Source organism: Sulfitobacter aestuariivivens (assembly GCF_014763045.1).
In the GTDB taxonomy this organism is placed as follows: domain Bacteria; phylum Pseudomonadota; class Alphaproteobacteria; order Rhodobacterales; family Rhodobacteraceae; genus Sulfitobacter; species Sulfitobacter aestuariivivens.
The window spans coordinates 771462-797369 of record NZ_JACTAG010000002.1 but is presented as its reverse complement, the minus strand read 5'-3'; the positions used below and the strand labels follow the sequence as shown (position 1 = coordinate 797369).

Annotated in this window: 21 protein-coding genes and 1 tRNA gene; 11 read left to right on the top strand and 11 right to left on the bottom strand. The window is 56.2% G+C overall.

Annotation, left to right across the window (positions count from 1 at the left end; genetic code table 11):
- The first annotated feature begins 14 nt into the window (after positions 1–14).
- The 3 genes from petA to H9Q16_RS13695 are packed head-to-tail and all read left to right on the top strand — an operon-like array spanning position 15 to position 2731.
- The gene (petA, locus tag H9Q16_RS13705) at positions 15–575 is read left to right on the top strand and encodes a ubiquinol-cytochrome c reductase iron-sulfur subunit (RefSeq protein ID WP_191075987.1); all 561 of its coding nucleotides are present in this window, start codon (positions 15–17) and stop codon (positions 573–575) included.
- A 12-nt stretch (positions 576–587) separates the two neighbouring features.
- Positions 588–1931, top strand: coding sequence for a cytochrome b (gene petB, locus H9Q16_RS13700; protein ID WP_191075986.1), 1344 nt, complete (start codon positions 588–590; stop codon positions 1929–1931).
- Between the two features lie 14 nt (positions 1932–1945).
- Complete coding sequence (locus tag H9Q16_RS13695; RefSeq protein ID WP_191075985.1) at positions 1946–2731, top strand: cytochrome c1; 786 nt, start codon at positions 1946–1948, stop codon at positions 2729–2731.
- Positions 2732–3108: 377 nt separating this feature from the next.
- Here H9Q16_RS13695 and H9Q16_RS13690 read toward each other — a convergent pair whose 3' ends face one another.
- The 3 genes from H9Q16_RS13690 to dapF are packed head-to-tail and all read right to left on the bottom strand — an operon-like array spanning position 3109 to position 5928.
- Positions 3109–3783 (bottom strand): Crp/Fnr family transcriptional regulator, encoded by a 675-nt coding sequence (locus H9Q16_RS13690; protein ID WP_191076801.1) that lies wholly within the window; start codon positions 3781–3783, stop codon positions 3109–3111.
- A 52-nt stretch (positions 3784–3835) separates the two neighbouring features.
- Complete coding sequence (gene mtaB / locus H9Q16_RS13685; RefSeq protein WP_191075984.1) at positions 3836–5098, bottom strand: tRNA (N(6)-L-threonylcarbamoyladenosine(37)-C(2))-methylthiotransferase MtaB; 1263 nt, start codon at positions 5096–5098, stop codon at positions 3836–3838.
- The gene (gene dapF / locus H9Q16_RS13680) at positions 5095–5928 is read right to left on the bottom strand and encodes a diaminopimelate epimerase (RefSeq protein ID WP_246455745.1); all 834 of its coding nucleotides are present in this window, start codon (positions 5926–5928) and stop codon (positions 5095–5097) included. Before dapF ends, mtaB begins: the two co-directional genes overlap by 4 nt.
- Positions 5929–6034: 106 nt before the next feature.
- Here dapF and H9Q16_RS13675 point away from each other — a divergent pair.
- Positions 6035–6110 (top strand) — tRNA-Lys (locus H9Q16_RS13675).
- A gap of 198 nt (positions 6111–6308) precedes the next feature.
- Here the strand turns inward: H9Q16_RS13675 and H9Q16_RS13670 are convergent.
- From H9Q16_RS13670 to H9Q16_RS13650, 5 genes are all read right to left on the bottom strand, one after another.
- On the bottom strand, positions 6309–8462 hold the full coding sequence (locus tag H9Q16_RS13670) for a polysaccharide biosynthesis tyrosine autokinase (protein ID WP_191075983.1): 2154 nt from the start codon (positions 8460–8462) through the stop codon (positions 6309–6311).
- A 213-nt stretch (positions 8463–8675) separates the two neighbouring features.
- On the bottom strand, positions 8676–9524 hold the full coding sequence (phaZ, locus tag H9Q16_RS13665) for a poly(3-hydroxyalkanoate) depolymerase (protein ID WP_191075982.1): 849 nt from the start codon (positions 9522–9524) through the stop codon (positions 8676–8678).
- A 33-nt stretch (positions 9525–9557) separates the two neighbouring features.
- The gene (locus H9Q16_RS13660) at positions 9558–11267 is read right to left on the bottom strand and encodes an alpha/beta fold hydrolase (protein WP_216859419.1); all 1710 of its coding nucleotides are present in this window, start codon (positions 11265–11267) and stop codon (positions 9558–9560) included.
- A gap of 21 nt (positions 11268–11288) precedes the next feature.
- The gene (locus H9Q16_RS13655) at positions 11289–11759 is read right to left on the bottom strand and encodes a MaoC family dehydratase (RefSeq protein WP_191075981.1); all 471 of its coding nucleotides are present in this window, start codon (positions 11757–11759) and stop codon (positions 11289–11291) included.
- 13 nt (positions 11760–11772) lie between these two features.
- Positions 11773–13464 carry a long-chain-fatty-acid--CoA ligase gene (locus H9Q16_RS13650; protein ID WP_191075980.1) on the bottom strand — a complete coding sequence of 564 codons (1692 nt, stop codon included), beginning with the start codon at positions 13462–13464 and terminating at the stop codon, positions 11773–11775.
- Between the two features lie 152 nt (positions 13465–13616).
- On the opposite strand from H9Q16_RS13650, the gene H9Q16_RS13645 reads away from it, so the two are divergent.
- Positions 13617–15038, top strand: coding sequence for a WS/DGAT/MGAT family O-acyltransferase (locus H9Q16_RS13645; RefSeq protein WP_191075979.1), 1422 nt, complete (start codon positions 13617–13619; stop codon positions 15036–15038).
- 133 nt (positions 15039–15171) lie between these two features.
- On the top strand, positions 15172–15945 hold the full coding sequence (locus H9Q16_RS13640; protein WP_216859418.1) for an esterase/lipase family protein: 774 nt from the start codon (positions 15172–15174) through the stop codon (positions 15943–15945).
- Positions 15946–16032: 87 nt separating this feature from the next.
- Here H9Q16_RS13640 and H9Q16_RS13635 read toward each other — a convergent pair whose 3' ends face one another.
- Together H9Q16_RS13635 and H9Q16_RS13630 are read right to left on the bottom strand one after the other, a co-directional pair.
- Positions 16033–16452 (bottom strand): phasin family protein, encoded by a 420-nt coding sequence (locus tag H9Q16_RS13635; RefSeq protein WP_191075977.1) that lies wholly within the window; start codon positions 16450–16452, stop codon positions 16033–16035.
- Between the two features lie 69 nt (positions 16453–16521).
- Positions 16522–17790, bottom strand: coding sequence for a DUF445 domain-containing protein (locus H9Q16_RS13630; RefSeq protein WP_246455830.1), 1269 nt, complete (start codon positions 17788–17790; stop codon positions 16522–16524).
- A 326-nt stretch (positions 17791–18116) separates the two neighbouring features.
- Between H9Q16_RS13630 and H9Q16_RS13625 the strand changes: the two genes are divergently transcribed.
- On the top strand, positions 18117–18593 hold the full coding sequence (locus tag H9Q16_RS13625; RefSeq protein ID WP_216859417.1) for a phasin family protein: 477 nt from the start codon (positions 18117–18119) through the stop codon (positions 18591–18593).
- Positions 18594–18661: 68 nt separating this feature from the next.
- On the opposite strand, the gene H9Q16_RS13620 is transcribed toward H9Q16_RS13625, so the two are convergent.
- The gene (locus H9Q16_RS13620) at positions 18662–21862 is read right to left on the bottom strand and encodes a bifunctional cytochrome P450/NADPH--P450 reductase (RefSeq protein ID WP_191075974.1); all 3201 of its coding nucleotides are present in this window, start codon (positions 21860–21862) and stop codon (positions 18662–18664) included.
- Between the two features lie 506 nt (positions 21863–22368).
- On the opposite strand from H9Q16_RS13620, the gene H9Q16_RS13615 reads away from it, so the two are divergent.
- Genes H9Q16_RS13615 through H9Q16_RS13600 form a run of 4 tightly spaced genes read left to right on the top strand, consistent with a single transcriptional unit; the run spans position 22369 to position 25895 of the window.
- Complete coding sequence (locus H9Q16_RS13615) at positions 22369–23244, top strand: branched-chain amino acid ABC transporter permease (RefSeq protein WP_191075973.1); 876 nt, start codon at positions 22369–22371, stop codon at positions 23242–23244.
- Between the two features lie 4 nt (positions 23245–23248).
- Positions 23249–24349, top strand: coding sequence for a branched-chain amino acid ABC transporter permease (locus H9Q16_RS13610; RefSeq protein ID WP_191075972.1), 1101 nt, complete (start codon positions 23249–23251; stop codon positions 24347–24349).
- Positions 24346–25125 carry an ABC transporter ATP-binding protein gene (locus tag H9Q16_RS13605; RefSeq protein WP_191075971.1) on the top strand — a complete coding sequence of 260 codons (780 nt, stop codon included), beginning with the start codon at positions 24346–24348 and terminating at the stop codon, positions 25123–25125. The genes H9Q16_RS13610 and H9Q16_RS13605 overlap by 4 nt, the downstream gene beginning before the upstream one ends.
- Positions 25122–25895, top strand: a complete 774-nt coding sequence (locus H9Q16_RS13600) for an ABC transporter ATP-binding protein (RefSeq protein WP_191075970.1) — start codon at positions 25122–25124, stop codon at positions 25893–25895. The genes H9Q16_RS13605 and H9Q16_RS13600 overlap by 4 nt, the downstream gene beginning before the upstream one ends.
- Positions 25896–25908: the final 13 nt, after the last annotated feature.

Sequence of the window (25908 nt, the reverse complement as noted above, 5' to 3'; positions counted from 1 at the left end):
AGTGGAGTGAACCCGTGTCCCAAGCCGAAGATCACGCAGGAAACCGGAGAGATTTCCTCTATTACGCGACCGCTGGTGCGGGTGTCGTGGCGACTGGTGCTGCCGTCTGGCCGCTGGTCAACCAGATGAACCCCTCAGCGGACGTGCTGGCCCTGTCATCCATTCGTGTCGATGTCTCAGGTGTAGAGCCGGGAACACAGTTGACCGTAAAATGGCTTGGCAAACCGGTGTTTATCCGCCGTCGTACCCAGGAAGAGATCGACGCGGCCCGCGCGGTTGAGCTAAGCGAATTGCCTGATCCGGGGTCGGAAAACGGTAACCTGCCAAATGGATCCCCCGCGACGGACGAAAACCGCACATTGGATGAAGCAGGCGAATGGCTGGTCATGATCGGCGTGTGCACGCATCTGGGCTGTGTGCCTTTGGGTGATGCAGGCGATTTTGACGGCTGGTTCTGCCCGTGCCACGGATCGCACTACGATACCGCAGGCCGCATCCGTAAGGGCCCCGCGCCCACAAATCTGCCGGTGCCTGTCGCCGAATTCGTGGACGAGTCCACGATCCAACTGGGTTAAGGGAGCAAGCACATGGGTGGAATTCCGCACGACCATTACGAGCCAAAGACTGACGGTGAAAAGTGGCTGAACCGCCGCCTGCCGATCGTCGGGCTGCTTTATGACACACTGATGATCCCCACGCCAAAGAACCTGAACTGGATGTGGATCTGGGGCATTGTTCTTGTTTTCTGCCTTGTTTTGCAGATCGTGACCGGCGTTGTGCTGGCGATGCATTACACGCCGCATGTGGACAACGCCTTTGCGTCTGTTGAGCACATCATGCGCAACGTGAACGGTGGCTATATGCTGCGGTATCTTCACATGAATGGCGCTTCGCTGTTCTTTGTGGCGGTTTACGCACACATTTTCCGTGGTCTCTACTACGGCTCCTACAAAGCCCCGCGTGAGATCACGTGGATCATCGGGATGCTGATCTATCTGTTGATGATGGCCACCGGCTTTATGGGCTACGTGCTGCCATGGGGGCAGATGTCTTTCTGGGGTGCGACTGTGATCACGGGCCTCTTTGGTGCGGTTCCGTTTATCGGTGAAAGCCTGCAAACACTGCTTTTGGGCGGGCCTGCGGTCGATAATGCCACGCTGAACCGTTTCTTCAGCCTGCATTACCTGCTGCCCTTCGTGATTGCTGGACTGGTGATTGTGCACGTCTGGGCCTTCCACACCACAGGCAACAACAACCCGACAGGCGTTGAAGTGCGCCGGGGAAGCAAGGAAGAAGCAGAGAAAGACACGCTGCCCTTCTGGCCGTATTTCGTCATCAAAGACCTATTTGCCCTCGCGGTGATCCTCGCGGTGTTCTTTGCGGTCGTCGGATTTATGCCGAACTATCTGGGTCACCCCGATAACTATATCGAGGCAAACGCGCTGGCGACGCCTGCGCATATCGTGCCCGAATGGTACTTCCTGCCGTTCTACGCGATCTTGCGTGCGTTCACCTCTGAAGTCTGGGTGGTGCAGATCGCCTCCTTCGTCACCGGGGGCATCATCGACGCCAAATTCTTTGGTGTTCTGGCGATGTTTGCGGCGATCGTCGTCATGGCGCTGGTGCCATGGCTTGATACCTCCAGCGTGCGTTCCGGCCGTTACCGTCCGATGTTCAAATGGTGGTTCTGGCTGCTGGTGTTCGATTTCTTTGCCCTGATGTGGCTTGGAGCGATGCCTGCTGAAGAGCCCTATGCAAGCCTATCGCTGATCGCGACGACCTATTGGTTTGCCTACTTCCTCGTCATCATGCCGCTTCTGGGCGTGATCGAGAAACCGCTGCCACAACCAGCGACCATCGAAGAAGACTTTGAGGCGCACTATGCCGAAAATGTCGGTGGTACAAAAACCATCGCGAACCCGGCGGAGTAAGGGATATGAAGATCATGATCAAAACAATCCTTTCCGCGACGTTGGCACTTGGCATGGGCACGGGCGCTTATGCCGCCGGTGCCTCAGAGGGCCACGTTGAAAACGTCGACTTTTCGTTTGATGGCCCGTTCGGTGCCTATGACGTGAACCAGTTGCAGCGCGGCCTGCAGGTTTACACCGAAGTCTGTGCGGCCTGTCACGGTCTGAAGTACGTAGCCTTCCGCACGCTGGCCGATGACAGCGGCCCACAGCTGCCAGACGATCAGATGCGGGCCTATGCAGAGCAGTACGAGGTTTTTGACCCGGAGTTGGATGATTTCCGCGCGGCAACGCCCGTAGATCATTTTCCCGAGTCGAACCTCGAGAATGCACCGGACCTGTCTTTGATGGCCAAAAAGCGCGCGGGCTTTCACGGCCCGTACGGTTTGGGCATCAACCAGTTTCTCAAAGGCATGGGCGGGCCAGAGTACATCACCGCGCTGCTGACCGGCTATACTGGTGAAGAGAAAGAAGAGGCGGGCACGATCCTTTACGAAAACACCGTCATGCCCGGCGGCTGGATTTCCATGGCACCGCCACTTTCCGATGAACTGGTGGAATATGCTGATGGCCACGCGAATGACCTGCACCACCTGTCCGAGGACGTCTCGGCCTTTTTGATGTGGACGGCTGAACCCAAGCTTGGCGCGCGCAAGCAGGCTGGCTTTGCCGGAGTGCTTTTGCTGACACTGTTGTCGGTGTTGCTGTATCTGACAAACAAACGGCTTTGGGCACCGATCAAGCACAAAGCGAAAGACTGATCCGCCAAAGCGGCCTGTCCCCGGCCAGCACAAAAAAATGACCCTCCCGGCAGGAAGAAACCGGGAGGGTCTTTTTGTTCGCTATGGTGTCTCCTGAATGAATGGAGCATCCCATAACGAGGGGAGATACGTAATATCGGAGCGGGCTATCCGGTAATCCGGACCTTAGACAGTGACCTGCAGCTTAGCTGCTGTCCCTGCAACCCAACCCCGAGAGGTTCCTAGAACTGCCAAGAAGTTATCCGAAAAATAAGGAAACCTGAGTACCAAGGCAGCATGTTTACTATGACCACGACTGTGCCATGAGTTTTGCGACAGGTCTGTGAACTGGATCACATAGCCATTAACTTTTTCGAAGTAGACTTGATAAGTGTCTATTAAATATTCGTTATTTCCGAGATTTCGGTCAAAGCGTCTTTATCCAACAATTTTAGCCCACCCCGGGACAAGGCAACGATCTTGTCCTTGTTCCATTGGGACAGGGTTTTTGACACGGCCTCGCGGCTTGCGCCAATGAACTCAGCAAGTTCCGCCTGTGAGTGTTTGAGCACTGGCTGCCTGTCGTCCAGATGGTCACAAAGGTGCAGCAATTTGCGCGCCAGCCGCGGTGGAAGCGGCAGGAAAACCTGCACCGTCAATTGATAACTCATCCAGCGCATGCGCCTGCCTGCCAGCTGGAGCATTTCGATCGCAAGTTCCGGAGTGCGTTCCAATGCCTGCAGGAAGTCAGCGTTTCTGATGCCCTGAATGCGCGTCGGCTTCAGCGCCGTGACGGTCGCCGTCCGCGGTCCGGGATCAAACAGGGAAATTTCGCCGAAAAGCGCCCCTTCATGCATCACATCGAGCGACAGTTTGCGCCCGTCGCTGGCGATGACGCTGAATTCCAATGTGCCGGACAGCACTGCATAGAAGGTATCTCCGATATCGCCGTACTCGAACAGCACCTCACCCTTCTCAAGATGAGTTTCAACGGCCAAAGACGCCATCATGTCCTTCAGCGCGTCAGACGCTCCTTGAAACGCTTCGGAGTTGGTGGGGAAGTTCTCTATCATGTCCATCCTGTGTTGCGTGCAAACACTTAACAAATCAAGGGTATAGGATGGGTTATATAGAGCAGGCGTAAAGAGCTTTTTCGTCCGCGCGGGAAATGACCGCTGTTACAATCTGCCCTTCAGGTTGAGGGATGTCAAAATGTACTTCTGCAAATTGTGAAGTCCGCCCCATGGTCGGGCTTTCCATGAGTATTTGGTGAGATCGCCCGATCTGAGCGTTCAGGTGTGTCGCGACCTGCGCCTGACCGGCCATCCTAAGCTGTGCGGCGCGTTCCTTGATCACGCGGCCATCCACGGCGGGCATGCGGGCGGCAGGCGTTCCAGGCCTCGCAGAATAGGGAAAGACATGCAGCCAGGTAAGATCGCACTCTGTCACCAGCGCCAGCGAGTTGGTGAACATGCCATCGGTTTCCGTTGGGAAACCGGCGATGATATCTGCGCCAAACGTCATATCAGGGCGCAGGCGCCGCGCCTGGGTGCAGAACGCAATGGCATCGTCGCGCAGATGCCGCCGTTTCATGCGCTTGAGGATCATGTCATCGCCATGCTGCAGGCTTAGATGCAGATGGGGCATCAGGCGCGGCTCTGTGGCGATGGCAGCCATCAGATTTTCGTCCACCTCAATCGAATCGATTGAGGAAATGCGCAGTCGGGGCAGGTCAGGCACCAGCCGCAGGATGCGCATCACCAGATCACCAAGCTTGGGCGTGGCCGGAAGGTCAGCGCCCCACGAGGTGAGGTCCACGCCTGTCAACACAACCTCGTTGAAACCCTTGTCGACCAGCCGCTTGATCTGGTCCACCACAACGCCCGCGGGTACTGATCGCGAATTGCCCCGGCCGTACGGGATGATGCAGAATGTGCAGCGGTGATCGCATCCGTTCTGGACCTGCACATAGGCCCGGGACCGGGTGCCAAAACCATCGATCAGATGCCCGGCGGTTTCGGTGACAGACATGATGTCATCCACCTGAACCATTTCAGTTTCACCGATGAAATCAGCCGCCAGTTCGGTCCATGTGCCCGGCTGCATCTTTTCGGTGTTCCCAATGACAGCGTCGACCTCTTCCATGGCGGCAAAGGTGTCCGGCTCGGTTTGGGCTGCGCAGCCGGTCACGACCAGCCGCGCATCAGGGTGGGATTTACGCAGTTTGCGAATATCCTGCCGTGCCTTGCGCACAGCCTCTGCCGTCACTGCGCAGGTGTTGACCACCACGGCGTTCCGAAGCCCGGCCTGACCGGCAAGATCCTTCATCGCCTCGACCTCATACGCGTTCAGCCGGCAGCCGTGGTTGGAGAAGATCGGCGCGTTCATGTCAAACTGTCCAGAAACTGCGCGGTCAGCGTGCCGTCCATCACGTGCATCGTCGGGCCGGTCATCCAGACACCGTCGTTGCGCCACGCGACTTGCAGTGTGCCGCCGTCCAGATCAACGCTAACGTCATGCCCTGTGAGCCCCCGCCGTGCTGCTGCCACAGCAGTCGCGCAGGATGACGAACCTGAGGCCAAGGTGATGCCCACGCCGCGCTCCCAGACCCGCATACGGATATGGTCGGGGCCTACAATCTGAGCGACCTGAACGTTCGTGCGTTCGGGATACAGGGGATGATGTTCCATCCGGGATCCAAAGGCGGCAAGATCCACGACGTCAACGTCGTCAACGAAGAAGGTGCAATGCGGGTTGCCCATGCCCGTCGCCGTCGGCGCACCCTCCATGGGCAGTTCAAGCGTGTCCATCTCGCGGGCAAGCGGGATGTCGCGCCAGTCAAGCTGTGGCTGGCCCATGTTCACGGCTGTCAGGCCGTTGCCGACCTCTGCTGCGGCAAGATCGCCGCGTGCCGTGGTCAGATGCAGCGATGTCTTGCCCGTCTCGTCCAGAAGGTAACGCGCGACACAGCGCGTTGCATTGCCGCATGCTGCCGATAGAGACCCATCTGCGTTGTAAAACGTCAGATGCGCATCGCCTGCCCCCTTCGTGATGACGGCAAGCTGATCAAATCCGACGCCGAAATGGCGATGCCCGATCCCCCTGGCCATCGCGGGCGTGATCTTACGATCGTGCATACGCGCGTCGACAACGACAAAATCGTTGCCCAGCCCATGCATCTTCATGATGGGCAAACCTGTATCGCGCAGATCGTTCATTCGGCGCATATAACGCCGCTTATGCGACTTATCCAGCAGGCGGTTCGAAATATCCGCTTTAAGGGCTTGACCCCCCCGGCGCAGGTTTCTAAGAACCGCGTCTAGTGGGCCGTTAGCTCAGTTGGTAGAGCAACTGACTTTTAATCAGTGGGTCGCAGGTTCGAACCCTGCACGGCTCACCACTGAATACATCCTGATCAATGACTTAGCCAAGTCTTGGGTGGCCTGTATGGCAATTCTGGACCAACAGGTGCTGTTGCAGTCCACCAATGCAGTCTTCTCGGCATCACGCGATTCTGACTGGGTCGGCAGATTGCCTGGGAGGCTGAGTTCCCATGCGTCTTTCGGGCCAAGGAGCATGCCAGTAACGAGCAAGGATCCTAGTTTGCGTAGTAGGCTGTTCCGCACGATCTATAGGCGTCGAATTTGCCGCGGTACCCATAGCGTTTCATGCCCTTGGGATTGATCTGGTTCAAAACCATTCCGGTAATCCGCTGATTTGAATGGCGAAAGAGCCGTATCGCCTCTTCGATCTGTTGTTTTCCGGTGCTGTCCCAACGCACAGTAAAGATGATGGCATCTGACTGCTCCGCGATGATCCGGGCGTCGGGGACGGCCAATACGGGGGGCGTGTCGATGATGACGGCATCGTAGGTGGCTCTTGCCTCCGCAATCAGATCTTCGAAGGGTTCCGAGGCAAAATGATCCGCTGCTGAATGACAGTCATTTCCGCCCGCCAAAATATCGGCGCCGAAATCCGGGCTGCGATGCACCGCTTGTTGCAACGTTTGCGCGCCACTGAGGACGGACAAGATACCGCCACCTGGCAAGTCAGAAAACGACTGTTGCAACGTACTGCGACGCATATCCCCATCTATCAACAGAACCTTCTTGCCCAGCCCAAGCAGATTATGCGCCAGCGCAAGCGCCGTTGTCGTTTTGCCTTCGCCGGGCAAGGCAGATGTCGAAACGATGACCTGAGGTGGGGTCCTGACATGGGGCAGCATCAAAGAGGTGCGTAAATTGCGGACCGCTTCGGCTGCTTCCGAGGCAGGTTTATCAGAGAGGTAGTTCAGGACATTCTTGCGTGCGGTGCCTGGCAACAAAGGGATCTGGCCCAGAACGACATGGCCGGTCTCAGCCTCAAGATCGCTTGCCGTGCGCAGGCTGTCATTGCGCATTTCGCGCAGCAGCACTATGCCCGCGCCCACGATCGCGCCGAGGATCAAAGCCAGCGTCATGATATGGGTTTTTCGAGGGAAAAACGGACTGAAAGGCACAACAGCATGTGAGAGCACGCGTCCGTCAGCCTTTTGAATACCCTGCTGAACAGAAGTTTCCTTCAGCCGAAGGAGGAAGTGCTCGTAAAGCGACCTGGTTGCCTCAGCCTCACGGGAAAGCTGCTGCAACGAGATAAGATCCTCACCCTGTTGGGCGATCTGCTGATTGAGGGTTTGCGCCGAAGCGGTCAGCGCCTGCCACTGTGCGTCGCTTTCGGCGATATCTAAGCGGATCTGTCGGACGATCCTGTCGGCCCACGCATCAAATGCCGCAGCACTGGCCGTGCCGTTCTCTAGGCCGGACAGCAACTGTGAAAGTTGGCCGTCATCCAGTGCTGCCGCTTTGGCGCTCCTGCTTGGGGCCTGCTCTGCCAGGGTCAGTTGTGCAATGAGCGCGGCGTTAATTTTTTTAGAAGCCCTGATCCTGTCACGCAGATGTTTGATCTGCCGTTCGAGCGATTGAAGACCCTCGGGGGAAATCAATTGCGTTGCGGCGCTGAAGTCAGATATTTTCCTTTCCGCAACTTCCAAGGCCGTCCGCAGTTCAGCGACCCGCCCGGTCAGCCAGCGGGTTGCCTGTTCTGTTGCCTCATATTTTACGTCGATTTGATCGCGTATGTAGAGTTGTGCAATCGTGTCTGCGATTTCGGCTGATTTCCACGGCGATTGGGTGCTGATGCTGATGTTGAACACCAGACTATTGCGGACATTGCTGACAGACATCTTTTCAAGGACTGATGAGACAACATCTGCACGTTGCTGGATAGTGCTTGGGAGCGGCGCGTCGACGGTGTCAGTCCCGACAGGCAAACCAACCGCCGATTTGATCCATCCGACTGCCTGCTCACCAAGGTGCGGCGGCCGTAGGGATGCATTGAATTCCGGGTCTTTGACAAGCTCAAGCTGATCAACAACTTTACCCAGCAGCCCCCTGGATCGCAGTACCTCCAACTCTGAATTTACTTCAGTTGAGTCTCCGGTCATTCCCGCCGCGACGCTTTGCAGATCAACAATTTGGTCTTGCTGGGTTTGGAGAATGACAACAGCCGTCGCGCGATAGAGCGGTGTCGCCAGTACATTTGCGTAGTACCCACCTGCCACCGCAAATAGGAGAGAGAGAATGGCGATAAGCCATTTACCGCGCCAAATCGTCAGAAGAACGGCACCGTAATGTATTTCGCTCGCGTCGTCGGAATAGCGTGGAGAAACTGGATGTCGAAACGACAATTGAGACTGGTTTTGTGAAATCGCCATAATCGCAAGGTCTTACCACGACACTTTTTCTAAAAAAACGATGAAACAGCGATTTGAAAAATATGGACAAATTGGATCGAATCTTAACGGAACTTTAAGAAATATTCCAAATTATTTGCCGTTTGTTAATACGAATGCGAAAGCCCCGAAAATCGGGCATTCGCATAAAGAATTTTCGTTTCTGTAGCGCTCAAGTCAAATTTGCCGAGTCTGTCAGACCGAATCATCATCCAGAAAATCGCCGACCAGTTTGGCGGTGCCACTTGGGTCGGTCACGATAAACAGATGCCCATCGTCAATCAATTCAAGCCGTGCTTTTGGAATGAGATGTGCCAAGAGACGTGCATTGGCAACCGGAATCAGCGGATCATCGGTGCCGGATACCACAAGAGTCGGCTGTTTGAGCAACCAAAGCCATGGAACGCTTGTCCATCCGGTCATTGCCAGAAGTTGCAGCATATAACCCGCGTTGGACGAAGGGCGCATGCCAGCCGCGTGAGCGTTAATCAGGGTGTCGTCGCGCCGGAATGCACCGCCGTAAATCTCGGCCGCAATCGACCGCATATAACCCTTATCGGTGTAGCGCTTGATGCTGGACATTTTTGACAGCACGCTTGGCTTCCCGGGTACCATCGTCCATCCAGACGAAGTGGACACAAGGACCAGACGGCGGCAAATCTTTGGATATTGCTTGGCGAACTGTTGGGCCAGCCCACCACCCCACGACACGCCGGAGACATCGACCCGATCGATTTCAAGCATCTCAAGCAGGTGTTTGGACAGTCGCGCAAGCGTGGAGGGACGGTAAGGTAAACCGGGCATCGGGGAGCCGCCGACACCGGGCACATCGAACAAGATCGCACGACGACCTTTGAGCGCGGTCAGAAATGGAAACCCAAGTTCCAGATTGGCACCGATCCCGTTGAACATCAGCAAGGGCGGTTTGGATGTGTCGCCGTCCTTGATGGCGACCCGCAGACGCTGACCGCGCACGTCAAGCGTCTCAACGCGGACGCCCTTGGGCAAATGAAGGGTGTCGTCGTCCATTGTATCCGTGCTCATGCCTGCTGTTTCCTGCTCTGTTTCTTGATTGGTTTAGGGTTCAAAGACATAGGTACCCGGTGCCGGACCCAGGGGCGGGTTTTTCTTGCTGCCCGGCTTTTTGGGCGCCGCGACGGCTTTGCCTGACTTTTTCTTGAGCATTTCGCCCCAGTCCAGCCACCAGCTGCCTTCGTGTTTGTCGGCTTTTTCGGCCCATTCTTCGGGGTCGGCCTGTTTGGCGGGGCCCTTCATAAACCATGCCTTCGGGTTGCCGGGCGGGTTCAGCAAGCTTTGCAGGTGACCTGAGTTGGACAGGATAAACTGCGTGTCATCCCCATATAGGCGCGCGGTTTCGTAGACCGCTTTCCACGGTGTGATGTGATCGGTCGTCCCGGCAATTACATAGGTGTCGTAGTTCACCTTGGTCATGTCGATCTCGTGCCCGCCGATAACCATTTCCCCGGGGTTCAGGAACGGATTGGTATAGATCATGTCGAGAAAATCACCATGCAATCCGGCGGGAAGGCGGGTCGTATCGGCATTCCAGTACAGCACATCAAACGCAGGCGGTGCGTTGCCCAGAAGGTAATTGTTGACCCAGTAGTTCCAGATCAGATCATTCGGGCGCATCCAGGCGAACATCTTGGCCATGTCCTGTCCGTCCAGAACTCCACGGCTGCTTGACGCCAGTTTCGCCGCCTTCACTGTTTCGGGCGTGACCAATGCGGCCATGTCATTGTCGGTGGAAGCCATGGTATCCAGCACACAGACCGCCAGAATGACCGAGTTGATCTTTTCCGACTTGTCCTGTGCCGCCAGCCAGCCGGCATAGGTTGACAGGGTGATCCCGCCCGAGCACGAGCCCATGATGTTCACGCTGTCCGATCCGGTGATCTCAAGCGCGGCGTCGCAGGCCTCGTCCAGCGCCTCGATATAAGTGGTCATATCCCAGTCGCGCATTTCCTTGGTCGGATTGCGCCAGCTGATGCAGTAGGGCTGGATGCCCTGGCTCAGCAGGAATTCAATCATGCTTTTGCCGGGCGCCATGTCGATTGAATAATATTTGTTGATCTGTGGCGGCACCACTAGCAACGGGCGCGGATGCACCTTGTCGGTAGTGGCGGTGTAGTGGATCAGTTCGATCACTTCATTGCGGAAGACCACATTGCCGGGCGTCACGGCAAGATTTTCGCCTACCTTGAATTTGGAGGTATCGACAGAGGATGGCAGACCGTCATTCTCTGTCATGTCCGTGATCAGGTTCTTCAGACCGCTCACGGCACTTTGACCGCCGGTTTCAAAGAAGGTCTTCATCGCCGCCGGGTTGACGAAGAAGTTGTTTGAAGGCGCCATCGTGTCAACGAAGATGGAAGTGATCAGCCGGGCACGGGCGGCATCCTTGTCGGGCAGATCCAGTTCCTCGACCGACTTGGTCACGGTATCGGCCCAGGACAGGTAGCCCTGCATCACGCCTTTTGAGAAGGGGTTTTTGCTCCAGCCGGCGTCGGCAAAGCGGCGGTCCTTGCGATCCGGCTCAATCTCAGATGATTGGGTCATGATCTTGGTCATGTCGTTGGCCAGTGACATCCACTGGTTCATCATCGCCTGCGGCTGTGACGCCATGGCGCGCGCCAGATTGGTGCCTGCGCCGAACATATCCTCGACCCGCATGCTCACAAGGGGATTCAGCGCCAGCGTGTTTTCCGAGGCATTCTCGGCGATATCGCGCGCGTTCTTGGACATCTTGGGTTTATCGTCGCTCATGGTCGCCCTCCGTTCACTAAATTACGCATCTGGTCCGGGGACCAGAATAGCGAGGCTTTCCGCGATAAGTGCGGGCTTATCTGCGCCTTCGATTTCAATCGTATTCTCGGATTTCATAAGATATTGCCCGTTGTCCTTGCGATCAAAGCCTTTCAGCGTTGACTGCAGGCGCACTTTGGCACCAACCGGGACAGGTGCCAGAAAGCGGACCTTGTCCAAGCCGTAGTTAAGCGCCGCTGCGGTGCCCTTTGGCACAACGCCGATTTCCATCGCCATCGCCGACAGCATCGACAGGGTCAGATAGCCATGCGCAACTGGCCCACCAAAGGGGCTTTCTTTCTTGGCGCGTTCCACATCGATGTGGATCCATTGGCGGTCGCCGGTGCAATTAGCAAACTCATTGACCGCTTCCTGCGTCACGGTTTGCCAGCTCGAAGTGCCGAGTTTTTCGCCCACCATGGTGGTCATCTTTTCAAACGTAAGGTCAGCCATTTCGGTCTCTTTCTCAGGATTTCATTTCCGCGACGGCGGCATCGCGCAGTTCGCGTCGCAGGATCTTGCCTACGTTGGTCTTTGGCATCTCATCGACAAAGCGGATGTGCCGAGGTTTCTTGTAACCGGTAAGTTCCGTGGTGCAGAACTTGCGCACCATTGCCTCGGTCAAATGAGGATCGTTTCGGGTGACAAAAAGCATGACCGCTTCGCCGCTGTTCTTGTCGGGAACGCCCACGCAGGCCGCCTCATCCACACCTTCGCATCCGACCGCTACCGCCTCAATCTCATTGGGGTAGACGTTAAAGCCTGACACAAGGATCATGTCTTTCTTGCGGTCCACGATACGGATGTATCCGCGTTCGTCCATGACGCCGATATCGCCGGATTTGAAAAAACCGTCAGGTGTCATCACCTCTTCGGTGGCGTCGGGACGCTGCCAATAGCCTGACATGACCTGCGGGCCATGAATGGCAATCTCACCGCGTTCGCCCTGCGGAACAGGGCTGCCGTCGTCATCAAGGATCTTGATATCAACATTGGGCATCGGCATGCCGATGGTACCCGAATAGGCATCCGTATCGGTCGGGTTGCTGGTGACAGCCGACGACGTTTCAGACAGACCGTACCCCTCGCAGATTGGGCAACCGGTGATCTTGAGCCATTTCTTGGCGACTGCTTCCTGCACGGCCATGCCGCCACCGATGGAAATGCGCAGCTGATCGAAATCCAGATTTGGAAAGTCGGAGTGGTTGGTCATTCCGTTGAACAGCGTGTTCACACCAGGAAAGATGTGAAAGCGGTATTTGCCGATTTCGGCGATGGTGGCTTTCATATCGCGCGGGTTCGGGATCAAAACGTTCACGCCACCCGCGCGCATCGACAACAGCGCGCAGGAAATGAAGGCAAAGACATGATAAAGGGGCAGGGCGCAGATGAACGTCAGCTGCCCCTCGATAGGTCTGCGGGCCAGCCCCGGCTGCATCCAGGCCTCAGACGACAGAAGGTTCGCGATCACAGTCCGGTGCAGCAGCGTGGCGCCCTTGGACAGTCCCGTAGTGCCGCCGGTGTATTGCAACACTGCGACATCATCGGCGGTCACCTGGGGCCGCGTCATGGTCATGCTCGCCCCTCTGGACAAAACTTTACTAAGTTTTACATGGCCGGGAAGAGAATAGGCTGGCACCGCCTTTCGTACCTTGCGGACGACGAAGTTTGTGACCAATCCCTTTGGGAAACCAAGAAGGTCACCGACACCAGTGACAAACGTATGTTCGATGGGCGTGTTAGCGATGACCTTGTCCAGCGTTTCCGCAAAGTTCTCGATGATAAAGATCGCCTTGGCCCCTGAATCCTTCAACTGATGCTCAAGTTCGCGGGGGGTGTATAGGGGGTTCACGTTCACGGCGATGAACCCGGCCCGCAGGATCCCTGCCAGGACAACAGGATATTGCAGCACATTGGGCATCATGATCGCGACGCGGTCGCCTTTTTCGAGGCCAAGACCTTGCAGATAGGCCCCAACCGCGCGCGACATCCGGTCCAGATCACCATAGGTGAGCGCCTTGTCCATCAGAATGTAGGCTTTGTCGTTCGCGTACTTTTCGAAACTCTCTTCGAGCAGGTCAATCAGCGACGTATATTGATCAATATCAACTTCCGCGGGTACACCGTTCGGGTAGCTCTTCGTCCAAAGACGGTCCATTCATGTCCTCCCAAGATGCGTCTTTTTGCCTCTCTAGCGGACAAATTTAGCGTGACGCAGGCGGTTTTAAAGCGCGCTTGACCTAGAATATAGAGTTTAGTCAACTGATCAAGCAGGCGCGTAGCGTCAATCTCAGAAGGGAAAACCGATATATGAAACAGCTCAGTGGGCTCGACGCGACCTTTCTTTACATGGAAACGGAACAGACGCCGATGCATGTTGCGGGGCTGACGCTCTATGATCTTCCAAAAGGTTTCAGAGGGTCTTTTCACAAGCATTTCACCGAGTTTTTCAAGGGCCGCGTGCACCTTGTCCCGATCTTCGGAATGAAGCTGGCCAAGGCTGCCTTCGAGATTGACCACCCCGGTTGGGTCGAAGCCGGTGAGCTGGATTTCGATTATCACATCCAATCGGCCAAGCTGCCCAAGCCGGGCACGCGAAAGCAATTGGAAGACAAGGTTGCTGAGCTGCATGCAGAGCGGTTGGACCGCAAAAAGCCGCTTTGGCAATTCACGATTATCGAAGGGATCGAAGGGCGTCAGGCGGCGCTGTATTCCAAGGTTCACCATGCGGCGGTGGATGGTGGCGCAGGCATGGCGATCACGCAGGCGCTCTATGACGTCACGGAAACCCCGCGCGATGTGGAGCCTGCCAAGGAAAAGGCGCCCAGCCGCAAGCCCGGTGATCTGGAACGCGCTATTCTAAGTGTAAACGACATCGCTTCGAATTTTTTGCGTCAGCAGATGAACCTGTTGGAAAGCATCCCCAAAGTCATGAGCCAGATGGCGGATATGGTTGCGCCCGTTCTGATGGGCAAGGTTGGTCTGCCCCAGCTTCTGGCTCCGCGGACGCCGTTTAACGTGACTGTTGGGTCCAAGCGCAGCTATGCCGCGCGGTCGATCCCGCTGAAAGAGGTCAAGCGGATCGCAAAGACGACCGGTACAAAGCTGAACGATGTTGTCATGGCGATTACAAGTGGTGCATCGCGCACCTATCTGACCCGAAAACAGGCGCTACCTGATGCGGCGCTGGTTGCATTTGTGCCGATCTCGCTGCGTCAGGCGGGCAATGCGGATACCAACAATCAAGTGTTTGGTATGAACGTTCCATTGGCGACAAATTACAGTAAACCTTTGAAGAGGCTAGAGAAAATAGCAAAGGAATCCGGGGCGACCAAAGCCATCGCAGGCAGTGTGCAGGATGCGGCACCAACGGACTTTACCATTCTGGGCGCGCCCACGCTTCTGCCCGGGCTGATGCAGTTCTACGGAACGACCAAATTGGCTGATCACATCCCGCAGCCGGTAAATATGTGTATCTCCAACAATGCCGGGCCGCCTTTCCCGCTGTATTGCGCAGGGGCAAAAGTCACCGCACTTTATCCGGTTTCGATTGCGACGCACGGCGTCGCACTAAACGTGACGGTGCAAAGCTATCTCGAAAACCTCGATTTTGGCATTACCGCTGACCACAAGGCGGTGCCGGATGTCGATGATTTCGCCAATCTGCTGGTGGATTCGTTCGAAGAATTGTCTGAAGCGCTGGACAAGGAAATGGCCAAAAGCAAAGAGTGAGCGGTCAAAATCGCGCTGATCACGTAGCCATCTTGTGTCAACATTACCTTACGGTCATGTTGACACCTTGATGCTTGGTCGTCTCTAGTCGTCAAGACTGCAGGCATTGCCTGCTCAATCGAAAGGACGTGCCGTGGCGGAAGCGACATCAATCGCACCAAGAAAAGCCCTTCTTTTAATGGAAGGACGGGCAATCCCGGAACTCTTTGGCTTTGCCGCTGCGTTGCCGACACTTAGCCTTCTGGCGCCGCGCGGAGATGGCCAGCCGGTCCTGGTTTTGCCGGGGTTGACCACTAATGATACGTCCACCATCGCAATGCGCCGCTTTCTGAAGAGCAAGGGGTATCCGACCTATGGCTGGAAAATGGGCCTGAACCTGGGTCCACGTCCGGGGGTTGAACGCGGGTTGATCGATCTGGTCGAGGGTCTGCATGAAGAACACGGGCGCAAGGTCAGTATCGTCGGATGGAGCCTTGGCGGCATCTATGCGCGGCAGCTGGGCAAGATGATGCCGGACAAGATCCGGCAAGTCATTTCGATGGGCAGCCCCTTTGGCGGCAGTCCCCGTGCCACAAATGCATGGCGTGTATATGAGATGGCCAGCGGTCAAAGCTCTCATGATGGAGAGCGCCATATGGGCGGTGCCATCTCTGCACCCCCGCCGGTGCCGACCACCGCCATCTACAGCAAGACAGACGGCGTCTGCGCTTGGCAAAACTGCATCGAGGCGCATTCAGAAATCGCCGAGAACATCGAAGTCAAAGGCAGTCACTGTGGCTTGGGTCATCATCCGGCGGCGGTCTATGCCGTGGCGGATCGGCTTGCCCAACCGGAAGGTGACTGGCAGCATTTCGACCGTTCCGGGTTTAAGAGCGTGCTCTATCCCGAACCTGTCTACCCGCACTGATAGCTGCGGCTTTCTGAAATTTTCGAAAGAAAACCCGCGCCCGATATGATCGGTCGCGGGTTTTCTCATTTTGGATTCTGCCAGATGTCAGGACTTATCTTTCGGCGTCAGTTCATCAACGCTTTCCATGACGCGGCTCTTGAGAACGTCATATGTATCGGTTCCGCCCTGACGGATGATTTCGGCCATTTCGGTGGTTGTCTGAACGGTCGTATCAAAGGTGCGCTTGGCCAGTTCGACCGAAGATGACATCGCACCTGCGGGGTCACCGGACGACGATGCATCCTGCACGCTGTCCGAGATATCCGCGAGCGTCTTTTCCAGTGCTTCACGTTGCTTGCCCATCAGGGTTTGCGCGCTGCTGGTGTTGACCTGGATGGCGGCCTGAATGGCCTGCAGGTTCTTGCGATGGTAATCCATCATGTCGCTCATGTCCGGGCCCGGGATGCTCATCGATTTTCCGAAATCCTGAAACATGTCCATGAACGGATTCTTGTCGTCTGCCATAGTGATCTCTCCTGATTTTGCTGTCCCGGAGGATCCGGACAACGCTGCGACATGCTAGGCGGCGCGGCCTCACGATGACAAGAGCACAGTTTCCAAAGCGAAAAGCACCAGTCCGACACAGCCGCCGATGATCATTCCGTTAAATCGAATGAATTGCAGGTCGCGACCAACATTGGCCTCAATCAGGGTCAGAAGTTGCTGCATGTCCCAGCTTTTGACCTGTTCAGAGACGTAAGCCGCGATATTGCCGCGCTGGTCCTCCACCACGTTTGAGATCACCAGCACCATTCCGGTGTTGATGTCGTTCCGAAGAGCGGGCTCTTGCTTGAGGTTCACGCCCACCTCGACAAGCATGTCGGTCAGCCGTTCGACCAGAACAGAGTCATCGGCCTGCACATCTGCAAGGATGTATTCCTTGAGGCCGTGCCACATGTGGTCTGCGGCGTCTTCCAGTTCGGGCCGGCCCAGCACCACCTGCTTGAGGTTCTCGATCTGTTTGGAAAAACGTTTCGTGCGCCGCACGCGTTTGACGTAGGATGTCAGGAATGCCTCAAACTCTCCGCGCAGGGGATGATCCTCCTGCTCTCTGACTTCATCAAGCAATTCAGTTGCGATGCGCACAATGCGGCGGACAACAAGTGTGTCCCCCCCCACGACATTGAACAGGACGGGCAGTTCGCGTTTCACCTTGGTGCGGACAAGCTCAAGCGTTTCTTCGTCATTGAGAAAGGTGTGCAAAGCCGAGATCAGGTCATCCATCAGTTTCAGATGTCGGCCATCCTTGGTGAAAGTCTGCATCAGCTTGCCGATCAGCGGCGAGATATCGGTTTTGGCCAGCTGGCCGCTGACCCGGTTCGTGGCGAATTGCACCAGTCCCTTCTCATCAACTGAGTTCAGCAGTTGCGGGATCAGTCGCGCAACAAACTTTGAAAGGCCATGGGACCGCTCGCGCGATGACAACCAATTGGACATCTCTCCGGCAAAGTCGATTTCATTCAGTTTCTCGCTTACAGGACCGCGTGCCAGGAAATTGCTGTCGATAAAACCACCCAGGTTCTCGGCGATGCGGTGCTGGTTGTTCGGAATGATGGCCGTGTGAGGAAACGGCAGGTTAAGAGGTTTCTTGAAAAGGGCGACCACCGCATACCAGTCGGCAATCCCCCCGATTGTCGCAGCTTCGGCAAAGGCAGCGATGATCGCGAAGGGGGGGTAGTGGTGTTCGAGCGCCTTCGCGATCACCATGGCGCAGAAACAGGCAACCAGCACCAGCGTTGCCAGCACCTTGATCCGGTTGAGCTGCTGCAGTTTTTCCATCTCTTGTGTCTGCAGGGTGCGCATCACGAGGTCCGATCCTAATAAGTAGAGTGTGAAGCTAGCAGTCCGGCGCCGAAGACTCAATATGCTGCAACGCAGCACATGCGGGCCGATTCACCCTTTTTGGCTATGCATTCCGAGCGAAATGCGGCGGCGCGGCGAGATTTCTAGATTCCTTAAAGCCTTAATAAAGCATTGAAAATGAATATAATTTATAATTATTGCGAAATCTGACCTTACGTCACAACAGAAAAATGTTGCACTGCAGCATGAGAAGCCCCAAATACATCTCATCCGGAGTTGATAAGCAATCCGGACCCACCCATGGCTTAATGAGAATGGATAAACAAATGACCAAGAAGACAGCAACAACCGCAAAGACAACCAAAGCAGCTTCCAAAGTTGAAGCCGAAACAAACAAGATCGTTGACCGCGTCACAGACGGCGCACGTGAGATGGTCATGCGCTCGACTTCCACTGCAAAAGATCGTGCAGAGAACCTGTTCGAGACTACCCAGGAATACAACAAGACCATCGAAGATGTTCTGGTTCGCGCCGCCAAAGGCTACACCAACATCCTTGGCAACATCGCCGAAGCGGCATTTGTCAACGTCAACCGCGGCATCAACGCGGCAGAGAAACTGGCATCGGCCAAATCTCTGAAAGACGCGATGGACGTTCAGACAACATACGTCCGCGAGCAGTCCGAGTGCTCCATGAACAACGCCCGCGCCGCATATGACTACGTGCGCGAAGTTGCCACCGAGAACGGTGAAGCACTGCGCGACAACGCTGCGAAAATGTGGAAGAGCAACAAAGCTGCCTAAGCTTTTTCTTCCTACCCCAACGGAAAAGCCCGCCTTTACGGCGGGCTTTTTTGTGTCTCAGGCTGTGTTCAGGTCGTGACCCAAACATCCAGGTTATAGCGGCCGTCCTCGGCCATCTGATCAAGCCAGGCCTCGCCTGCTTCACCACTCACATCCTTTTCTTCGGAATAGATCAGCGACAAGGCGCGGCGCACGTCCGGTTCCATCCGGCTGCCATCCCCACAGACATAGACCCGGGCGCCCTGCTCCAGCAGGGCCCAGACCGTATCACGCTGTTCGCGCAATAGGTCCTGAACATAGGTCTTGGTCTTATCCTGCCGAGAGAAGGCAACATGCAGATCGGCGATGCCGTTCTTGGCGTATTCTTCCAGCTCTTCACGGTAGATATAATCCTGATCCGGATGGCGGCAGCCAAAGAACAGCATTGCCGGACCCAAATCGGCACCTTCAGCCTTAAGCGCGGCGCGTTCTTGCAAGAACCCCCGAAACGGCGCGATGCCCGTACCTGGCCCGATCATGATCACAGGTGTTGCGGGATCATCGGGCAATTGAAAGCCATCGTCCGCCCCGCGAATGGACACATCGGCCATGTCCCCCTGATCAAGCCGCGCGAGATGGTTGGAACACACGCCTTTGAACTGCCCAAGACCCGAAATCGCCGGCTCATTCACCACCCCGACCGTGATCGAACACCTGTCAGCGTCCTGCTTTGGTGAGGACGAGATGGAATAGTAGCGCGGCGACAACATTGGCATCAGCTCAAGGAAGACGCCAAAGGGCAGTTCGCAGGCCGCGAATTCTTCCAGCAGATCTAGCACCGTGCGGCGCTTTTTCTGCACCTCTGCCTTATAGTCGTCTTCGGCCAGCGCCTTAAGCTTGGGTCCGGAGTGCGGGCAGCTTGTGTGGCGGGCGAGGGTCGCTACATCCCGACGGGACGCAACAGATTGAAGTTCCAGCATCTGCGAGAGCAGTCGCTTGACCGAAATTGGGCTATCAACGGGTAGCTGGCTATGATCGTTAGAGCTTGATCGGATTCGGATTTGGTCGCCCGGATCAAAGTCAAATCGCTTGAGAACGCGGTTTACCAGTTCGTCTGAATTGACCGGGACGACGCTCAGGTGATCGCCGGCGCGGTATTTCATGCCGTCGGGCAGGTCGACCACGAGATGGCGGGTTGATCTGTGCGATGCGTCGACATTCTGCAATTCGCGGTTTTCCACGATGGGTGCTGCACGTGCACCGCTTTGCTGAGCGACAGGATTGGTCTCAGAGGCGCCCAGACGTTCAACGTCGTAAAGGGGCGCGGCCTCTGAAGCGTCTGCAAGATCCAGATCCAGCGAAAGCGACGTCACAACAGCGGGCCAGACTGCACCTGCCCAGGTGTCGAATTGTTCGTCGATATCATCGCGGGCGTCCCCTTCGGCACGGGCGATGATCCGTTCTGCCCCCAGCCGCTCAAGCGCGTCGTCGATGATCCGGGGGGTCGCCTGGAAAGTGGCGGCCCAATCACTGTGACCGCAGCCAAAGACCGCGTATTTGACACCTTTCGCCGCCCCGGCCTCAGCGCTTTCAAGCCAGTTAACGAACTTTTTGGCATTGTCGGGCGGCGCGCCATTGTACGACGCGCAGGCAATCAGAACAGCGCCATCGGTGGGCAGCTTGCCTGCATAGTCATCCAGATCAGCCAGTTTAACGTCAAATCCGTTCATATCTGCCGCGCGGGCGAGATCCCGGGCGTATTCCTCGGTGCTGCCCAGGTTTGAGCCATAAAGAACCAGTGCCGGTGTCCCGTGGCTAGGTCGTTTGGCGGCATCGGCAAGGCCTGCAGTGGCGCCGCTCACATCTGTCGCTGATCCAGCCACCAGTTGCGAGCGCTGCACATCCTTGCGCATGCGCACTTTCATCCGAAGCCCGTCTGGTTTGATCGACATGCTTTCCTTGATCTTGAACTGCCAGTTCTGGTGGTCGATCAACTCGAACCGCTGCAGGATCATGCCGACGACAAGAACCGCTTCCTGCATTGCAAACTGCCGTCCGATACATGCGCGCTGGCCGTTACCGAACGGTTTGTAGGCGTTCGGTGGGCGCGACGCGACTGCTTCGGGGGCAAAGTTATCGGGATTGAACTCTTCCGCGTTTTCGCCCCAGACCGATTTGTCACGGTGCAGCATGAGGATCAAAACCGTGGTGAAAGTGTTTTTCTTCAGCTTGTATTTGCCGCCGATCACTTCGTCTTCGTAAGGATAGACAGAGAACGCGGGGGCGGTGGGCCACAGCCGCAGGGATTCCAGCAGGATCTGGTTGATATAGGTCAGTTGGTTGACCTGCTTCAGCGTCGGCTGGACAGAAATATCGCGGCCCAGGACGCGGTCGACCTCCTCATAGGCTTTGGCCAGCACATCCGGATTGTTCATCAGGAAATACATGGTGAAGGACATCAGGCCCGATGTCGTCTCGTGACCCGCGATCAGGAATGTGTTGATCTGGTAACGGATGTTCTCATCCGACAGAGTTTCACCTGTTTCCTTGTCGACGCCATCAAGCATGTAATTCAGCAGATCGTTTTCGACCCGCTCCCCGCCCTTGCGGCGCTCGGCGATGATGTCGTCGACCAGTTTGTTCATGTAGGCGACGTCTTTTTCCTTTTGCGCCAATTGCTTTTTCAGCAGCGCGCTTTCAAACGGCAGGCCGCGCTGGTTCATTGACGTTTCCAGCGTCCGCGTCAGGGCGTTGATGAAGGGGTGATATTCCTCGCGGTAGAAGGAGTTGAAACGATAGTTGAAACCGCACACCCCGATAGTATCGAGCGCGACAGCTGTCATGTCATGGACGACATCAATATCATCGTCCGAGTTCATGCGTTCCCACTTGAGACAAAGCTGTCCGGCGATATCAAGCATCATGGGAAAGTAGTTGCCCATCGCCTGCCTGCTGAAGGTCGGCAGCAGGATGTTGTGCGCCTTGCTCCAGTTCGGTTCCTGGGTGTCGCCGGTGAAAAGCCCGTCACCCCCGATGGCGCGCACCCGTCTGAGCGACCCGCGCACCGCCTTGTCAAAGCGTTGCTCATCACAAAGTTCGTCGACAAGGTCTGGCCCGGATACGACGACCAGCGGCGTGCCCATCATGTCCATCCGGATGATCGGTCCCAGCTTTCGGGTCATATCCATCAGGCTCTGAAGTGGCTGATCCTTATCGACCGAAAGCATGTTCCCAACGACCGGCTTCTTTTCGGGCATTGGAATGCGTTCAAGCTTTACCTCGTCTGACATGATTGAACATCTCCTTATTCTGGCGTGTTCCTGACCCCAATCGACAGGCAAACGGGACCATGTGTCAACCTGAACCCCGGGTCATGGGCCGGCGTCGCGATATCGGGACGCCTGGTGGCGGGCACTTTGGCGGGGGCCGTATCTGGACGAATGTGATGCGGAATCTTTCTGCGGCAAGGGAATTGTCTGCGATCGGCGCGTCGGCATTCTGGTTGGGTGCCCCTTGGCAGGAAAGTGACGCAACAGGAGTTTCGACGGAAACGGTGGATTACCGGACAGACTTGCGAATAGGATCACCGTCAACACAACTGCGCCGCGAATCGTGGGAGGCGCGCGGCGAAATGAGTGTTCGGCTGAACTGAGGTAAAAAAGCAGCTGAGGCGTGAAGGTATCGACACTCTTTGCGTATTCAGCGTACGTTTCAAAAAGTGCCGCAACGTCGAAAGACCAATAAGGGGCAAACTGCCGTAAGAGCAGTCACATAGGTTTCAGGGAGGAACTTAGCATTGGATGCACTGCAACTCTTGGTGAGCGGGCTCGCCAATGGGTGCGTTTATGGTCTGATCGCAATGGGCTTTGTGCTCATCTACAAGGCGACAGAGGCTGTTAATTTCGCACAAGGCGACATGATGATGCTGGGGGCCTTTGTGGCCCTTGGGCTGACCAACGAACATTACGCACATTTGCCATTTGTCGTGGCAGTGCCGCTGACGATTCTGATCATGGCGGCGGTCGGCTATCTGATGGATGCGGTCCTGTTGCGGCGGACGTTCGGGCAAAGCCAGATTGCCGTGGTGATCCTGACCATCGCGATCGGGTTTGTGTTCCGCTTTGTTGCGGGCGTGATCTGGGGTCACGAGCCCCAAAGCCTCGAGAGCCCCCTTGCGGGTCGCGACATCCGCTTTGGCGGTGTGGTGCTGGGGTTGGACGAAGTGTTTGTGATCGTCGTGACCATTGCGCTGACCGTGGGCATGTACTTCTTCTTTGCACGCACCAAGATGGGTGTGGCGATGCAAGCGTCCAGTCAGAACCAGATGGCGGCTTACTACATGGGTATCCCCGTCAAGCGCGTGCATTCGCTGGTCTGGGCGCTGTCAGGCGCGGTGGCCGCAATTGCGGGCATCCTGTTTGCCTCCAAAGGGTCTATTGATCCGGCCACGGGCTTTTTGGGCATCAAGGCCTTTGCGGCAGCCGTGATCGGCGGGCTTGGCTCTTTGCCCGGCGCATTGCTGGGCGGCATCATCATCGGTCTGGTCGAACCCTTCTCTGCCCGGTATCTGGGCGGCGATCTGGCGCGGCTTATGCCCTATCTGATCCTAGTTCTGATCCTGGTGTTCCGGCCCCATGGCATTCTAAGCCAGGTTCAGGCGAAGAAGGTGTAATCAGATGCGCATTATCTTCAAGAAAAGTTATGACGCCGATATCGGTTTGTTCAAACATGGTTTTCACGCCTTTTGGTACATGTTGCTGTTGGTGATCGCCATTGCGCTGCCTTATCTGGTGGGGGAATTCCTGCTGGGCGAATTCACCTCAATGCTGATCTGGGCCGTTGCGGGCATGGGGCTGATGCTGCTGGTGGGGCATACCGGGCAGGCCAGTCTGGGCCATGCCGCTTTTTTGGCGGTGGGCGCCTATACCAATGTTCTGTTCATGGAAAACTGGGGATTGCCGTTCCTGCTGTCGATGCCGCTGGCTGGTCTGTGTGCCGCGTTTGCAGGTATGCTGATCGCCATTCCCACAACCAAGTTGCACGGCATTTATCTGGCGATTGCGACGATGGCGATTGGGATTTTGTCGGAAAGCATCATCGTTATTTTGGAGCCTTGGACAGGGGGCGTATCAGGCATCTTTGCTCCTGATATCGAACTCTTTGGCATCAGCTTTAACCGATATGCGAACATCACGGGGATGTACTGGCTTTATCTGGCGATCACGGTGCTTATACTGATCGGCTATCGCAATATCCTGCGGTCCCCGCTGGGGCGGTCGTTTGCTGCCGTGCGCGACAGTGAAATTTCGGCGCAGGCGATGGGCGTCAATATCGCGCGAACCCGGACACTGGCCTTTGCGATCTCTTGTGGGATCACGGGCGTGGCCGGTGCGATGATGGGCCATTTCTCGGGTGTGTTTAACAACGAAACGTTCAACATCGTGATCTCGATCACCCTGCTGCTGATGATTGTTGTGGGCGGGATCGGCTTCATTCAGGGCGCGTTCATGGGGGCGATCGTGATTGTTTTCCTGCCGCAGGCGATCAGCTTTGTGCGTGACATCATCAACGGCATGACGGGTGGGTCATCGATGACCATTCCGGGGCTGGAAAGCGGTGTCTTCGGGGCGATCCTTGTTGCCGTGATCTTGTTTGAACCCAACGGGCTTTGGGGTCGATGGCTGAAGATACGTACGTATTTTGAGCTGTTCCCGTTTTACCGCCGCGACATGTTCCGCCGCCAGAAAAGCTATCTCAAGACGGAGCGGATGCGATGAGTTTGCTGGAACTTGAGAACGTCACGCTGAAGTTTGGCGGCGTGACGGCGGTGGATGACGTCAGCTTTGCTGTGGAAGAGGGCGAAGTCTTTGCCCTTGTCGGCCCGAATGGTGCGGGTAAGTCCACGATCTTTAATCTGATCAGCCGGATCTATGACCCCTTTGCAGGCGATATCCGGTTTCAGGGTCAAAGCCTGCTGGACCGGCAACCGTACGAGATTGCAGGCCTTGGCATCGCTCGGACCTTCCAGAACATTGAATTGTTCGAGCAAGCCAGCGTTTTGCAAAACCTGTTGGTGGGCCGCCACAAACATCGCAAATCGAACCCTGTTGGCGAGATGTTTTTTACCCCCTTCGTGCGCCGCGAGGAAAAGCGGCATCGCAAGGCGGTCGAAGAGGTCATCGATTTTCTGGATCTCCAGCCCTACCGCGAGAAGTTCATCGCGGGCCTGCCATACGGTGTCCGCAAGGTGGTCGAGATGGGCCGCGCACTGGCAATTGAACCCAAGCTGTTGCTGCTGGACGAACCGGCGTCTGGTCTGTCGGTCGAGGAAACGCAGGACGTGGCCTTCTGGATCGAAGACATCAAAAAGCTGATGGGCATCACTGTTTTGATGGTAGAGCACGACATGTCGTTGGTAAGCGCGGTTTCCGATCGCGTCATGGCGCTAGCGGACGGTCGGATGCTGGCCATCGGCACGCCGGAAGAAGTGCAAAGGGACCCCAAGGTTATCGAAGCCTACATCGGTTCGGATGATGCGGAGGACGCAGCATGAGCGAACCTATTTTGCGCGTGGATAACCTCGAGAGCTACTATGGCCCGGTCATGGCGATCCGCGGTGTCAGCGTTGAGGTGCACGAAGGCCAGATCGTGACCGTGCTGGGGGCGAATGGAGCCGGAAAGACGACACTATTGAAAACCATCTCAGGGATCATGGACCCCGAAAAGGGCACGATCCATCTGGAAGGCGAAAGCATCCAGGGGATGGAACCCGACCAGATTGTGCGACGGGGTGTCATCCATGTACCTGAGGGGCGCGAGGTTTTCCCGTTGCTGAGCGTCGAGGAAAACTTGCTGATGGGCGCCTATACCCGCAATGACAAAGCGGGCGTGCGCAATGATCTGGAGATGGTTTACGGCTATTTTCCGATCCTGAAGGACAAAGCGCGGCAGGCTGCCGGCACGCTTTCTGGCGGGCAACAGCAGATGCTTGCCATCGGGCGGGGGTTGCTGGCCAAACCCAAGGTCATGCTGCTGGATGAGCCCAGCCTTGGGTTGTCCCCCTTGCTGGTAAAAGAGATTTTCACCATCATCAAACGTCTGAATACCGAACAGGGTGTGACGATGATGCTGGTTGAACAGAACGCCAAGGTGGCCCTGGACACAGCACACCATGGCTATGTCATGGAAATCGGTCGTATCGTGATGAACGACAAGGCCCCGGTGCTTGCGGCCAGCAAGGACATTCAGGAATTCTATCTGGGTGTACAGGAAGCAGGGGAACGGACGCAAAAGCGGTGGAAAAAGCGCAAGACCTGGCGCTAGGGAGGGAACGCAG